Raw genomic sequence first — 14,243 nt, 5'->3', positions numbered from 1 at the left:
TGCTATATAATACTATAACAGAAGGGAGATGAAATCGTGAGTAAAAAACTATTTGCATTTGTGATTGGTGGAACTGGTATGCTAGAAGGGGTTTGTCAATGGCTGGTAGAGGAGGGCTATCATGTATATGTGGTACATCGTAAGCCGGAGAGTTTCAAATCCATGCAGGAAAAAAGTAAAAAACCAAATCAATTGCATTCGCTCACGGTTGACTATCATGATACACAGGCATTAAAGGGGAAGGTCCGAGAAGTAATAGACCAGCATGGAGGTTGCCCAGACTTAATTGTTAGTTGGATACATAACTCTGCGCCACTTGCATTATCAACGATTCTAAAAGAGGTAGAGACAAGAATAGAGCCATGGAAATTAATTCATGTTCAAGGAAGCTCTTCTTTCTTTGTAAAAGAAAACACGACTGTACCGGAAGCGTGTGAATACAGACGTGTTTATTTGGGATTTGTGCTTGAAGATGGCAGTTCAAGATGGCTTACACATGACGAAATCTCCAATGGTGTGATAAAAGTAATTAAACGAAACATTCCAGAAGCTATTATCGGGACTCTAAAGCCTTGGAGTATGCGTCCACATTAATTTTATTTAGTGCTTGCTCTAAATCATGCCAAATATCCTCCCATGCCTCTAGACCGACAGATAAGCGGATAAGCTGATCCGTGATGCCCATATCTCTCTGAGATTCTCCTGGAACCACTGCATGTGTCATGGTTGCTGGATGTTCAATAAGTGTTTCTGCATCCCCGAGAGACACTGCAATTTTCAGGAAGGATAGATTATTTAAAAAGCTTTGTGCATCTTTTTTGGTTCCTTTTATTTCAAATGAAATAACACCGCCACCTCGTCTCATTTGTTTTTTCATAATCGCATAATCTGATCGGGATTCATCATTCGGATAGTAAACCTCGGTCACATTAGGATGTGTTTTTAATCGTTTAAAAATTTCTTCTGCATTATCACTGTGCCGATCCATCCTAACAGGAAGTGTTTTTAGCCCACGTAATAAGAGCCACGCATCAAATGGGGATATGACTCCACCGATATCCTTCAAAGTCGTCATGGCGACCTCATCTAAAAATTCCTTTTTTCCTACGACAAGTCCTGCAATCACATCTCCATGTCCACCAATATATTTAGTCGCACTATGAAGCACCACATCACAGCCTAAATCTAGTGGATTTTGTAGATAAGGAGAAGCGAAGGTATTATCAACAACTACAGGAATTCCGTATTCCTTAGCAACACGTACCACCAGCTCGAGATCGATTAGCTTCATCGTTGGATTAATAGGTGTCTCTACATAAATGCATGCTGTTTCAGGCCTAATTTTGGAGCGGATATCTTCCTCTGTCTCCATTTGGGAAAAATCATGCGAGATATTATATTTTTCTTTCATCATGGTTAACAATCCGAATGTGCAGCCATACAATCCCGATGAACAAAGAATATGATCATTTGCTTTTGTTAACGCAATAAGAACTGCAGATACCGCCGCCATCCCAGAACCAAAAGCTAGACCTCTTTCGCCATTTTCTAGTGCTGCAATTCTATCTTCTAATACCTTTACTGTTGGATTTCCTAAACGTGAATAAATATAACCATCTTCTTCTCCAGCAAATCGTCTTTCCCCTTGTTCTGCTGTTGCAAATGTGTAGGTAGAGGTTTGAAACAATGGTGTTGATAGGCTTCCTAACATGTCCTTTGAATCGTAGCCTTCATGAATAACAGATGTTTCCATATGTTTATAATGTCTTGCCATAAATTTCTCCTCCTCTTTTTTGTATCTAGTAATATCATATTCTATAATCCCAATTTATGAAAGCGTTTTCTTTATTGTTTCATTAGACATTTCAATGATTCCCAGAAACAGCTTCGAACAGGCTAGCTGTCTGTCTTATGCAATGCCTTTTCATTGCCTTTTCAATTAATTAAATTTAAAATGAGTTTATTTATAAGAAATTTAAGAAAAAGAAGGTTTTAGAAATGGAACGGAATACGGATAAGATTGGTGTTTTGTATGCTACTTTTGCTTACATATTATGGGGCTTTCTACCAATTTATTGGAAGCTAATTGACCATATCTCAGCTGGTGAAATTTTAGCTCATCGTATTATTTGGTCTTTTGTTTTTATGGTTTTAGTTGTGCTTTTTGCAAGGAAATGGTCAGGGTTTATTGACGAGTGTAAGGCCATTCTTCACGATAAAAAGAAGCTTATAAGTATAACACTAGCGTCAATCGTTATTAGTTTAAACTGGCTTACCTATATTTGGGCAGTCAATAGTGATCATGTTATCCAGGCAAGCCTTGGCTACTATATCAACCCATTAGTCAGTATTCTACTTGCTATTATAGTTTTGAAGGAAAAACTGACAAGAAGTCAAACGCTATCCGTGATATTAGCCGGAGTAGGGGTATTATACCTCACCTTCAGCTATGGTGTTTTCCCATGGGTATCTATTTTTCTAGCGGTAACCTTTGCATTATATGGATTGTTTAAAAAGGTAGTAGACATTCCAGCCATGTTCGGATTAACCATTGAAACGATGATTGTGACACCTATTGCACTCATCTATTTATTAACACTACCGGAAAATGCATTCTCTTTTTCAGCCGGGTCTACACAGGATAACCTATTTCTAATGGGGGCAGGGATCGCAACTGCAATACCGTTACTAATGTTTGCAAGTGGTACTAAACGTATTCCACTAGCTATGGTGGGATTTTTGCAATATATTGCTCCAACTATTATGTTAATCATTGGCGTTTTTGTGTATCATGAAACGTTCCAGACAGAGCACCTTATTTCCTTTGGATTTATATGGCTTGCCCTACTCATCTATTTAGGTTCCGTTTATCGGTTCCCTGTAAAGAAAATGAAAAGTTTGGACCAACAAAAATAATTATAAAATAAGTATTGACATATTATTTTAATGTCTATAATATATTATTCAATATACATTTTAATCTCTTATCAAGAGCGGTGGAGGGAATAGGCCCTATGAAGCCCGGCAACCTTAGGCGAAAGACAACTTTCCTTAAAAGGTGCTAAATCCTACAGGTCAAACAGATCTGGAAGATAAGAGGAGGAACGGCACTGTAATTTATGCGCCCTCTTCTTAGGAAGAGGGCTTTTTTATTTCCTCTCTCTTCCTCCAGACAACCAAAAAATAAGGAGGAATTTAATAATGACCAATTTTCATGTTGAACAACCTGAAACTACTCTATTACATGGTGGCCAGATTCCTGATCTGGCAACTGGTTCAAGAGCACTTCCAATCTATCAAACTACTTCATATGTTTTCCGCGACACAGAGCATGCGCAAAATTTATTTGCCTTAAAAGAACCTGGGAATATTTATACAAGGATTATGAACCCTACAGTTGATGCATTTGAAAAGCGAGTAGCCATTCTTGAGGATGGTACACAGGCAGTAGCAACGTCCTCTGGGATGGCAGCAATTACATTAGCTATACTGAATCTAGCTGGTGCAGGTGATGAAATTATCGCTGATAGTAATTTATACGGCGGTACATACAATCTATTTGCTAAGACGTTACCAAAGTATGGCATCACAGTAAAGTTTGTTGATGGAACAAATCCTGAGGAAATCAGTAAAGAAATTACAGATAAAACCAAGGCTGTTTTTGCTGAAATAATTACCAACCCAAGCTTGAATGTATTTGATATAGAAAGAGCTGCGAGTATTTGCCATCAGCATCATATTCCACTCATCATCGATAATACCTTTGGTACACCGATACTTTCTAAGCCCTTAACATGGGGTGCAGATATCGTTGTGCATTCTGCGACAAAATGGATTGGCGGTCACGGTACTTCAATTGGTGGAGTTGTTGTAGACGGAGGGAGATTTGACTGGAATAATACGCGTTTTACAGAATTCACACAGCCAGATGAAAGCTATCATGGTATTCGCTATGCAGACCTTGGCCCCCTTGCATATGCAACCAAATTAAGAGTACAGCTTCTCCGTGATATCGGTGCCTGTTTAAGTCCACAAAATGCTTTTTTATTACTACAGGGATTGGAAACATTACATTTACGAATGGAACGCCACTGTATAAATGCTGAGCAGGTTGCCGCATATTTAGAAAGTCATCCCCAGGTCGAATGGGTAAACTATCCTGGCTTACCAAGCCATTCATCCCATGAGCTCGCAAAAAAATATTTACGAGGTGGCTTTGGTTCGATGATTACCTTTGGTATTGCAGGCGGCAGAGAAGCTGGACGTAAACTGATTGATTCGATAAGGCTTTGGTCCCATGTTGCAAATGTCGGTGATGCTAAATCACTAATTATTCATCCTGCATCCACAACACATCAGCAATTAAGTAGAGAGGATTTGAAGAAGAGTGGCGTCAGTGAGGAATTAATTCGCCTATCTGTCGGAATTGAAGCAATTGAAGATATTATCCAGGATTTAAACCAAGCGATTGCAATAGCAACGAATCAAGAAGAGAATACAAATACGGACGAAGATCTGATTATTCATTGGCTTCTCCACTCACCATTTGATAGAACTGACGGCATTCATAAAAAGGTAATTGCTTTTCCGGAAAATTCAATATCACAAGTGGTTAGTACCAATATAGAAAAACTGAAGCTATATGGCTTTGATGTCCAAAACCTCAGTGACGCTGCTTGTGTAGATGCCGTAATTGTGAGTGATGACAACCTTCCCCCTTCTGCAATTGAAGAACTTGTTAATAAACAAGTAAAAATACTATGGGTTGAAAAGTCAAATGCGAACGACACCATTCTTCATCACTTGGAGGCCATAGGCATAAAGGTGATAACAAATCGTTCTTTATTGGAAGAGCTACTAAAAATTCGCGGGATAAAGAAACAACAAATACAAATGAGTTAACCCTTCTTGAGGAGTGGGTATGTCGATGTCTAAGCAAACAAACTACCAAACTACTACAGGAACTGTAGCTATTGGTCCAATCCAATTAGAATCTGGTGAAACCCTAACACAGGCAGTCTTAGCATATGAATGGGTAGGTCCAGCCGATGCCCCCGTCATTCTAGTCTGCCACGCATTAACGGGCAATCATATAACCGTAGGAAACCCGGAAGAGCCTGGGTGGTGGAATGGACTGATTGGTACAGGTCAATCAGTGGATACAGATTATTATCAAGTCATTACCTTTAATGTTCTTGGTGGTTGTAATGGTTCAACAGGACCAACGAGTATCAATCCAACAACCAGAAAACAATATCGTGCCGCTTTTCCCAAAATTACTATTCGAGATATGGTTCATGCTCAGTACCTCGCTCTACAGAATTTAGGAGTTAAAAAGCTATATGCTATCATTGGGGGTTCACTTGGAGGAATGCAGGCATTAGAATGGGGGCTTCTTTATCCGTGTTTTATGGAGAAGCTAATTGTCCTAGCAGTAACTCCTACCCTATCTAACTATGGAATCGCCTATAATCATATTGCTGAGGAGGCTATTAAGGCAGATCCTAATTGGAATAGAGGGAATTACTCATTTTCGGAGAACATACGAGGGTTAGAGATTGCTAGGATGATTGGAATGGTAACCTACCGAAGCCCCGTTCTATTTGAAGAGCGTTTTAAACGCTTAAAAGACGGCGAGCTTTTCGAAATTGCATCTTATTTGAACTACCAAGGAGAAAAGCTTGCTAAACGCTTTGATGCAAATAGTTATATAACTCTACTTCAAGCGATGAATTCACACGATATTAGAAGAAGCCGTGGCAATTTGAGGAAAACCTGTGAGTCCTTTCAATGTGATATTCTAGCCATTGGCTATGAGCATGATTTAATCTATGAACCAAAAGTCATTCGTGAATTTGCTAGCTATACACCAAACTGCAGCTATCACCTTGTTCAAACGTCTTTCGGTCACGATGGCTTTCTAACAGAATATCCAAAATGGGGAAAGGCTGTCAAAACGTTTCTTGACTAATTAAGAACTTATTAGGAGTGATGGTGTGGAAAAAATTCAAGTCGCCCTTCTTGGGCTGGGAACTGTTGGAAAAGGTGTTTATCGAACCTTGCAAAAACTCAACAAACGTATAGAGGAAAAGCTAGGTGTATCCATCGAGGTTACGACCATATTAGTAAAACACCCTGAAAAACATAGGAATTTCGAGGGTAACCATCTCATTACGACCGATTTTCAACATATACTCGATAATCCAGAAATAAAACTTGTTTTGGAGGCAATTGTTGGTGTTGAACCGGCCTATTCGTATTTAGCAAAAAGTATTAAGGCTAAAAAGCATGTCATAACTGCCAATAAAGCGATGTTTGCCCATCATGGAAAAGAATTACTTGCACTTGCTGAAGATTACCATGTTCAGGTTGGCTTTGAAGCTACGACCGCAGGCGGAATCCCGATTATCCAAACCATCCGTAAGCTCCTACACGTCAATCAGATACGGCAAGTTACAGCCATTTTAAATGGTACCTCTAATTATATACTAACGGAAATGCGTGAGAAGAAGATTCCTTTTAAACAAGCACTTTATCAAGCACAGCAATTAGGATATGCAGAATTAGACCCGACAAATGATATCGAAGGATTCGATGCTTTTTTTAAGCTAATGATTTTAAGTGAACTCATCTTTCATGAGCAGCCTGCCTGGAGTAATGTTGATCGGATAGGGATTAAAGATATTACACTGCGAGAGTTATTGGAACAGCAAGAATGCGGTAAACGAATAAAACATCTCGCCTCCTTACAGCTTATAGATGAACAAATCCGCGCCAGCATCATACCGGTAAGCATACCCGCTACTCACCCGCTATATTCGATTGAAGGGGTTGATAATGGAATCGTTCTTGAAACTGATTTAGTCGGGAGGATAATCTTAGCTGGTCCAGGAGCAGGAGCATTTCCAACAGCAAGTGCCATGCTGGAGGATTTAGCCATTATTCTTCGCTCTCTACACCAAAGTACCATCACAGTAAGTCAGGAATTGATAAATAGTACTACCTAATACGCCTCTTCGGCGTTTTTTTCTTTTTGATGACAAAGTTCTCCTTTACTTTTAAAAGTGGATAGTTTTGGGTATACATATAAAGTAAAGCTTGAAATTGTGGGCTAACCATCTTTATTTTGAAGGTATTTCAGTAGAGTAATGTTTTGCAATTACATAAAGTAATGTAACAGTATTTACGATATTTGTTACAAAATTTGTTCTATTATAGGTGTGTTAATCATGAAAAAAAAGACAACGATGATTTTAATTACACTCCTAATTTTGTTTGTAGGAATTGGGATTACGATACGTGAGCAGCAGGAAGACACCAATTTACTACCTTCTAAAACGAAGGAGGTAAATGAAGATGACGTTAATATACAAAAGAAAATAAATGAAAATGTAAGCAAAGGAGAAACCAGTACACCCGCTGATTTTTTATCGAAGGAATTTTTCACTACCATTAAACGTACGATACATTACTTGTCAGGAAAAAATCTACGAATAGTCGCCATTGGTGATTCCTTGACTCAAGGTGTTGGAGACAATACAGGTCAGGGGGGGTATGTCGGTATATTAGATACGTATATTAATCGTGATAAGAAAATAGCCACATTTGAGAACCTAGGGTTACGTGGTAACCGAACAGATCAGTTAATCAATCGATTGAATGAACCGGCTATAAAGGAATCTATACAAAATGCAGACATTATTCTGATCACTATCGGTGCAAATGATATCATGAAAGTTCTAGAGGAAAACTTCATGAATATTACCTATAAGGCCTTTTCTGACGAACGTGTATATTATGAAAAACGCCTACGTGAAATTTTTTCAAAAATGAACGCGCTAAATCCAAATGCTTCTATCTATCTCATCGGCTTCTACAATCCGTTCCAGCAATATTTTCAACATATTAAAGAACTCGATATGATTGTCGATGATTGGAATAATACTAGTAAGAAGGTTGCCGAGGATTATGGTGTAACCTTTATCCCAACAAAAGACTTATTCATAAATACCAATAATAACTTATTTGCTGATGATCATTTTCATCCCAATGAAAATGGATACCAATTAATGGCTGAGAGAATACTAAAATATTTAGTTATTGAATAACAGTAGAAGGTGAAAAGAATGGAAAACAATAAACAGCATAAGGCGATATGGAAAATATCCTTCTTTGCCATCCTTTTCATCAATATAGCTATTCTTCTTATACTCATTGCACTAATTTTCTGGCCGGTAGAGCATCGAGAACTTCCCATGACACAGGAACATTTCACAACGGAAAGCTCTGAATTTATTATACGAACGACTAAAAAGAACTTAAATGAGCTTGTGAATGCTTATATGTATGAATACTTGAAGGATTCGGAGCATCAATTTAGAGTGTTGCTGGAGGAGGATGTAGAACTAACAGGGGAATTGCCAGTATTTTCTACAACGGTCCCTATCTCCATCCACTTCGAGCCATTTGTCCAGAAAAACGGAGATGTAATTTTAAAGCAAAAGTCCATTTCACTTGGTTTATTAAAATTACCTAACCAAAAGGTAATGGAATATATGGAAAAATATTTACCGACTCCTAATTGGATTACGATTAATCCTGATGGGGAAGAAATCTATATAGCAGTAACAGATATGGATATTAAAAGTAACTTCCATGTTAGTGTAGAACGGTTGGACTTAGAGGGCAATAATCTCGCGTTTAAAATAAAGGTGCCGTATGAATCACTCGGGATAGAAACATTGCTGCGTAAATAAAACAAAAGGGTCCTTCCTCCTATTAATTACTATCACTTGTAACTTAATAGGGGGAAGGACCTTTTTAATGACATATTATCGTACAACAAACTGTTTTACCTTTTTCGAAAGTAAATAGAAAAAAGATTTCTTTGGTAGATCCAAAACTTCCTCTGCGAGCTGATGTTTTGGATAGTCACCTAATCTACCTTGGAATATTAATTGTAATTCTGAACGTTCTCGGATGTCAGCAGGTGTTACAAAGTTAGATGGTTTTGATATCTTAAAAGACTCCGTATCCTGTAATACAGTCGCTACAAATTGTGAGCAAAAGAATGCATTCTTTCTACGTATATCAATCTTAAATAAGATTCCTAATAATCCAATAAAATTGTACTTATAGTCAGAAGCTCTTTTCTCAATTTCTTTGATATGATGTCGTATTAGGATGTATTCCTGTTCTGTAATATTCAGTGTATATACAGCACTATTGGAATCCTTCAGAAAGTCTCCTCTAATATCTTCACGAACAAAACCGCCACTAAACGGGTTCTTCGGATTAACGCGACCAAAGCTATAAACCTCTTTTAATTCATGGTCAAAACCAATTGAAACATGATTCAAGGGCTTATGGGTAAAAAAGTTTATAAGTCTTGAAAGGTATGTCCCTGTATCTGTGAAGATAAAGTAGATCGTCCTTTCTCTCATGTTTTCCCCTCCACTCAAACTAACAAAACCGAGTTTCTTTCTATCTTCTTTCTCGGTAAACGGATATAACAAAACTTTACCGAAAAAACAAGAAATATACAAGACTATTTTTCAAAAAGATTTGAATAAATTATTCAAATATCGATAAAATCAAGGTTTTACATTGACGAAAGTGCTTAAATCCCGTAAGCTAACGTTGAGTATATAATGATGGAGGAAAATCTATTAAATGATCACAGTAACTAATGTAAGCTTACGTTATGGCGATAAAAAACTTTTTGAAGATGTTAACCTAAAATTCACCCCTGGTAACTGTTATGGTGTTATTGGAGCAAATGGAGCGGGTAAATCGACGTTCCTTAAGATTCTCTCAGGAGAAATAGAGCCTCAAACAGGTAATGTTTCCTTATCACCTGGTGAGCGACTTGCTGTACTGAAACAGGATCATTTTGCCTATGAAGCGTTTCCTGTTTTAGAAACGGTTTTAATGGGACATGACAGACTATATGCAGTAAAACAAGAAAAAGACCAAATATATATGAAAGCTGATTTCACAGAAGAGGACGGAATGCGTGCAGCAGAGCTAGAAGGCGAGTTTGCTGAAATGAATGGTTGGGAAGCTGAATCTGATGCAGCAATCCTATTAAAAGGTCTTGGTATTGAAGAAGAGCTTCATACGAAGCTAATGTCCGAACTAACTGGTGATGAAAAGGTTAAGGTATTATTAGCTCAAGCTCTATTTGGTAATCCAGATATTTTACTGTTAGACGAGCCTACAAACGGCCTTGACATCCAAGCTATTCAATGGCTAGAGGAGTTTCTCATTAACTTTGAAAATACAGTTATTGTAGTTTCCCATGACCGTCACTTTTTAAATAAAGTATGTACGCATATAGCAGATGTTGACTATGGAAAAATACAAATTTATATCGGAAATTATGACTTCTGGTATGAATCAAGTCAGCTAGCTTCGAAAATGGCCCAGGAAGCAAACAAGAAAAAAGAAGAAAAAATTAAAGAATTACAGGCATTCATAGCGAGATTCAGTGCCAATGCTTCTAAATCGAGACAAGCAACATCTCGTAAAAAGCTTCTTGAAAATATTACATTAGATGATATCAAACCATCCTCTAGAAAATATCCTTATATCGCTTTTACACCTGAACGTGAGATTGGTAATGATCTACTTCGAGTTGAAGGTCTTTCGAAAACAATCGGTGGTGAAAAGGTACTAGATAATGTTAGCTTTATAATGAATAAGGATGACAAGATTGCATTTGTTGGGAAAAATGATATTGCTAAGACAACTTTGTTTAAAATTCTTATGGGTGAAATGAAACCAGACTCTGGAAGCTTTAAATGGGGGATTACTACTTCTCAATCCTATTTTCCAAAGGATAATAGTGAATTCTTTGAAAATGGTAATTTAACTCTCGTCGATTGGTTACGCCAATTCTCTCCAGAGGATGAAACAGAAACATTTTTACGAGGATTTCTAGGCAGAATGCTATTCTCCGGTGAAGAGGCATTAAAAAAGGCCAATGTACTATCGGGTGGTGAAAAGGTACGTTGCATGCTCTCTAAAATGATGTTAAGCAATGCCAATGTACTACTTCTAGATGAACCAACAAACCATCTCGATTTAGAATCCATTCAATCATTGAACAATGGATTAATCAAATTTAAAGGATCTATTCTATTTACATCACATGATCATCAATTCATTGATAGTATTGCAAATCGTCTTATCGAAATTACACCGAACGGGATTATCGATAAGGAAATGCGTTATGATGAATATGTTCGAGATAAGGAACTACAAAAACGTATTCGCGAAATGTATTCTGCTAGTTAATATTATGGTGCCCCTTGCTTCTGCAAGGGGTAATTTTGTTGGATGGCTATAGTTCTAAGAACCTTGATAGACGAAGGACGGGTGCATACTTTTCTTTTTTGGACGCATAGTCCTTGACGGTGGGAACATTCTTTCATTTTTCGGGGTACAGTCTCAGATAACGGGTGAATATTTCTCATTTCAGTGGGCGGGCTATTCCTTCCTTTAAAAGTCGCATCTTCAGGATAGCGAGCCATGCTCTTCACATATTCGTACTCTTACAAATTTATCCAGTTACAACTATAAAAGACACTCTCACATTGCATGAGAGTGTCTATCATTCTTTTATTTTAATTTTAACTCGAGTCTATCTAGCATTTCTTTTGTCATCGCATCAATATCATACTTTGCTTTAAATCCCCATTCTGCCTCTGCTGCTGAGGAATCAATGCTATTTGGCCAGCTGTCAGCAATTTTTTGACGTACTGGATCAACATGAAATGATAATTTAAAATCTGGAATATGTCTTTGTATTGCTTTCGCAAAGTCCATAGGCTCTGCTGAAATTGCTGAGATGTTAAAGGCATTTCGATGTTCGAGCTTAGCAGGATCTGCCTCCATTAGTTGAACGATTGCATGAAGAGCATCTGGCATATACATCATATCCATATAGGTTCCTTCTGCAATGTAGGAGGTGTATGCTTTACTTTTAATAGCTTCATAATAGATTTCAACCGCATAATCTGTTGTTCCACCACCTGGTGGTGTTACATATGAGATTAATCCAGGGAAACGAACACCACGAGTATCAACACCAAAACGTTGGAAGTAGTAATCACAGAGTAATTCACCTGCTACTTTATTAACACCATACATTGTTGTTGGTCGTTGTAATGTGTCTTGAGGTGTGCTGTCCTTTGGAGTTGATGGCCCAAAGGCTCCAATTGAACTTGGCGTGAAAAACTGTAAATTTAATTCACGCGCTACCTCCAGTGCATTCATTAACCCACCCATGTTAATATCCCAAGCTGTTTTTGGCATTTTTTCCGCTGTTGCAGATAAAAGTGCGGCCAAATGCATAATGGTGTCTACCTGATGAGCTTTTGCAACTTGATAAATACGATCAGGATTAGTTACATCAACCACTTCAAAGGGACCCTTTTGTGCCTCTTCTTCAGAAAAACGTATATCTGTAGCTACGATATTAGATTCGCCGTATTCTGTTCGCAATTTCGTGATTAGCTCTGAACCAATTTGGCCTAAAGCTCCAGTAATGAGTATTTTTTTCATACTGTTCCCCTCTTACGTAATATTCATTAATAAGTAATTATCATCGCTTTAGGTCTAGCGAATGTCATTGTGATGATTTTGCAGTAAAACACGTAATCTATTAGATCAATCCCATCTCTTTACCAACTTTTTCATATGCTTGTATAGCTTGGTCTAGCATTTCCTTCGTGTGGGCAGCAGTTGGCATATTTCTCACACGACCAGTACCCTTTGGTACAGTTGGAAAAACAATTGATTTTGCGTATACTCCAGCTTCCAATAATCGTCTGCTAAATTCCTGTGCAGCTTTTTCTTCACCAATAATACATGGTGTTATTGGTGTTTCACTGTTCCCAATATTAAATCCTAGTTGCTTCAAGCCTGCCTTCAAATAGTTCCCGTTTTCCCATAGCTTATCATGTAGTTCGGTACTTTCCATTAATATTTCTACCGCACGTCTACTTGCCACCGCATCTGCAGGTGATACAGCTGTAGAGAATAAAAATGGGCGTGATCTTACCTTTAACCATTCAATAAGATTTGCCTTTCCCGCAACATATCCACCGATAACGCCTATTGCTTTAGAAAGAGTACCCATTTGGAAATCCACTTTATCTTGAAGTCCAAAATGCTTTACTGTTCCAGCACCTTTTCCTAATACACCTGATCCATGTGCATCATCAACATAAGTAATTAAATCAAATTCCTCGGCAATTTCTACAATTTCTGGAAGCTTAGCTATATCACCATCCATGGAAAATACACCATCTGTGATAACCATGATTTTATTATAAAGTCCAGAATCTACGGCTTCTTTCGCCTTTTTGCGCAAGTCATCCATGTCGGAATGTCCAAAACGAATAATTTTTGCCTTAGATAAACGGCAGCCATCGATTATTGAAGCATGGTTTAGTTCATCAGATAAAATGGCATCATTTTTATCCATGACAGCTGAGATTGCTGCCATATTACAATTAAATCCTGATTGATATGAAATAACAGCCTCAGTTCCTTTAAATTCAGCAAGTTTTTTTTCTAGTTCAATATGCAGATTTAACGTTCCATTAATAGTTCGAACCGCACCAGCACCTACACCATGAGTATCCACGGCTTCTTTTGCTACCTTTTTCAATCTCTCATCTGTTGCAAGTCCTAAATAATTATTGGATGATAGGTTAATAAGTTTTTTCCCATTTATATCAATAATTGGCCCATTTGGTCCCTGTACAGGTTCAATCTCATTGTATAATCCATTAGCCTTCAATTCCGCTAAGTTCTCATTTAAAAACACATCTAATACTTTACTTGACATCACTCGTACCTCCTCATGATCTTTTCTCACTTTGAAAGCGTTACCAAGTAGTTAATCATTTATAGTTTATCATAATGTAGCGGAAATGTTTACTAACATACTATATTTGTTTTCTATCATTCTTCCTGCTCTTCCTTCTACTACATACTTTTGAAAAAATTACCTACTAATATTGTAAGTTTATCATTGTTTACTAGTACTTCTATTATTATACTATTTTTAGTGATATTAATTTGTGGAGGAATAACCGTGAGAAAGGCCTTAATTGTTGTTTTCCTTATGCTAATTGTAGGCTTCGGAGTTATCGGAGTGACCCATGCAACAAATGAATCTGAAGTTATTACACCAGATTCACCTAATACGATAGATATTCAATCATAGAATT

13 protein-coding genes and 1 riboswitch are annotated in these 14,243 nt (G+C 37.6%); of the genes, 9 read left to right on the top strand and 4 right to left on the bottom strand.

Annotation, left to right across the window (positions count from 1 at the left end; genetic code table 11):
- Positions 1-36 precede the first annotated feature (36 nt).
- Positions 37-594, top strand: a complete 558-nt coding sequence (locus KI338_RS06950) for a short-chain dehydrogenase (RefSeq protein ID WP_212920284.1) — start codon at positions 37-39, stop codon at positions 592-594.
- Here KI338_RS06950 and megL read toward each other — a convergent pair.
- Entirely contained in the window at positions 554-1,774 is a 1,221-nt protein-coding gene (gene megL, locus KI338_RS06945; RefSeq protein ID WP_212920283.1) for a methionine gamma-lyase, read from the bottom strand. The genes KI338_RS06950 and megL overlap by 41 nt on opposite strands.
- 224 nt (positions 1,775-1,998) lie before the next feature.
- Here megL and rarD point away from each other — a divergent pair, with 224 nt between their 5' ends.
- The 6 genes from rarD to KI338_RS06915 all read left to right on the top strand — a co-directional run bounded on the left by rarD (position 1,999) and on the right by KI338_RS06915 (position 8,756).
- Positions 1,999-2,916, top strand: a complete 918-nt coding sequence (rarD, locus tag KI338_RS06940; RefSeq protein ID WP_212920282.1) for an EamA family transporter RarD — start codon at positions 1,999-2,001, stop codon at positions 2,914-2,916.
- A 65-nt stretch (positions 2,917-2,981) separates the two neighbouring features.
- Positions 2,982-3,099, top strand: a riboswitch (SAM riboswitch).
- A 102-nt stretch (positions 3,100-3,201) separates the two neighbouring features.
- Positions 3,202-4,902: an O-acetylhomoserine aminocarboxypropyltransferase/cysteine synthase family protein gene (locus KI338_RS06935; RefSeq protein WP_212920281.1), complete on the top strand. Its 1,701-nt coding sequence runs from the start codon at positions 3,202-3,204 to the stop codon at positions 4,900-4,902.
- Between the two features lie 25 nt (positions 4,903-4,927).
- Positions 4,928-5,971, top strand: coding sequence for a homoserine O-acetyltransferase MetX (metX, locus tag KI338_RS06930; protein ID WP_306345299.1), 1,044 nt, complete (start codon positions 4,928-4,930; stop codon positions 5,969-5,971).
- Positions 5,972-5,996: 25 nt separating this feature from the next.
- Positions 5,997-7,007, top strand: coding sequence for a homoserine dehydrogenase (locus KI338_RS06925; RefSeq protein WP_212920279.1), 1,011 nt, complete (start codon positions 5,997-5,999; stop codon positions 7,005-7,007).
- A 222-nt stretch (positions 7,008-7,229) separates the two neighbouring features.
- Positions 7,230-8,108 (top strand): SGNH/GDSL hydrolase family protein, encoded by an 879-nt coding sequence (locus KI338_RS06920; RefSeq protein ID WP_212920278.1) that lies wholly within the window; start codon positions 7,230-7,232, stop codon positions 8,106-8,108.
- A gap of 18 nt (positions 8,109-8,126) precedes the next feature.
- Positions 8,127-8,756 carry a YpmS family protein gene (locus KI338_RS06915; RefSeq protein WP_212920277.1) on the top strand — a complete coding sequence of 210 codons (630 nt, stop codon included), beginning with the start codon at positions 8,127-8,129 and terminating at the stop codon, positions 8,754-8,756.
- 75 nt (positions 8,757-8,831) lie between these two features.
- On the opposite strand, the gene KI338_RS06910 is transcribed toward KI338_RS06915, so the two are convergent.
- A complete protein-coding gene (locus tag KI338_RS06910; protein WP_212920276.1) occupies positions 8,832-9,443 on the bottom strand; it encodes a hypothetical protein in 612 nt (203 codons plus the stop codon).
- A gap of 229 nt (positions 9,444-9,672) precedes the next feature.
- Between KI338_RS06910 and KI338_RS06905 the strand changes: the two genes are divergently transcribed.
- Complete coding sequence (locus KI338_RS06905) at positions 9,673-11,298, top strand: ABC-F family ATP-binding cassette domain-containing protein (protein ID WP_212920275.1); 1,626 nt, start codon at positions 9,673-9,675, stop codon at positions 11,296-11,298.
- A gap of 324 nt (positions 11,299-11,622) precedes the next feature.
- On the opposite strand, the gene KI338_RS06900 is transcribed toward KI338_RS06905, so the two are convergent.
- Together KI338_RS06900 and KI338_RS06895 are read right to left on the bottom strand one after the other, a co-directional pair.
- Complete coding sequence (locus KI338_RS06900; protein WP_212920274.1) at positions 11,623-12,567, bottom strand: NAD-dependent epimerase/dehydratase family protein; 945 nt, start codon at positions 12,565-12,567, stop codon at positions 11,623-11,625.
- 100 nt (positions 12,568-12,667) lie between these two features.
- The gene (locus KI338_RS06895) at positions 12,668-13,858 is read right to left on the bottom strand and encodes a glycine C-acetyltransferase (RefSeq protein ID WP_212920273.1); all 1,191 of its coding nucleotides are present in this window, start codon (positions 13,856-13,858) and stop codon (positions 12,668-12,670) included.
- A gap of 249 nt (positions 13,859-14,107) precedes the next feature.
- Here KI338_RS06895 and KI338_RS17825 point away from each other — a divergent pair, with 249 nt between their 5' ends.
- Positions 14,108-14,239, top strand: coding sequence for a hypothetical protein (locus tag KI338_RS17825; RefSeq protein WP_280530735.1), 132 nt, complete (start codon positions 14,108-14,110; stop codon positions 14,237-14,239).
- The last annotated feature ends 4 nt before the right edge of the window (positions 14,240-14,243 follow it).

Source organism: Ornithinibacillus bavariensis, assembly GCF_018333235.1.
Lineage (GTDB): Bacteria > Bacillota > Bacilli > Bacillales > Amphibacillaceae > Ornithinibacillus > Ornithinibacillus bavariensis.
The sequence above is the reverse complement of the archived record's forward strand: the minus strand, read 5'-3'. Positions and strand labels throughout refer to the sequence as shown.

What these genes read in the sequence shown, in the direction of transcription:
- KI338_RS06910 (WP_212920276.1), bottom strand. Translation starts at nt 9,443, where the DNA reads ATGAGAGAAAGGACGATCTACTTTATCTTCACAGATACAGGGACATAC.
- KI338_RS06900 (WP_212920274.1), bottom strand. Translation starts at nt 12,567, where the DNA reads ATGAAAAAAATACTCATTACTGGAGCTTTAGGCCAAATTGGTTCAGAG.
- KI338_RS06920 (WP_212920278.1), top strand. Translation starts at nt 7,230, where the DNA reads ATGAAAAAAAAGACAACGATGATTTTAATTACACTCCTAATTTTGTTT.
- KI338_RS06895 (WP_212920273.1), bottom strand. Translation starts at nt 13,858, where the DNA reads ATGTCAAGTAAAGTATTAGATGTGTTTTTAAATGAGAACTTAGCGGAA.
- KI338_RS06905 (WP_212920275.1), top strand. Translation starts at nt 9,673, where the DNA reads ATGATCACAGTAACTAATGTAAGCTTACGTTATGGCGATAAAAAACTT.
- megL (WP_212920283.1), bottom strand. Translation starts at nt 1,774, where the DNA reads ATGGCAAGACATTATAAACATATGGAAACATCTGTTATTCATGAAGGC.
- KI338_RS06915 (WP_212920277.1), top strand. Translation starts at nt 8,127, where the DNA reads ATGGAAAACAATAAACAGCATAAGGCGATATGGAAAATATCCTTCTTT.
- metX (WP_306345299.1), top strand. Translation starts at nt 4,928, where the DNA reads ATGTCTAAGCAAACAAACTACCAAACTACTACAGGAACTGTAGCTATT.
- KI338_RS06935 (WP_212920281.1), top strand. Translation starts at nt 3,202, where the DNA reads ATGACCAATTTTCATGTTGAACAACCTGAAACTACTCTATTACATGGT.
- rarD (WP_212920282.1), top strand. Translation starts at nt 1,999, where the DNA reads ATGGAACGGAATACGGATAAGATTGGTGTTTTGTATGCTACTTTTGCT.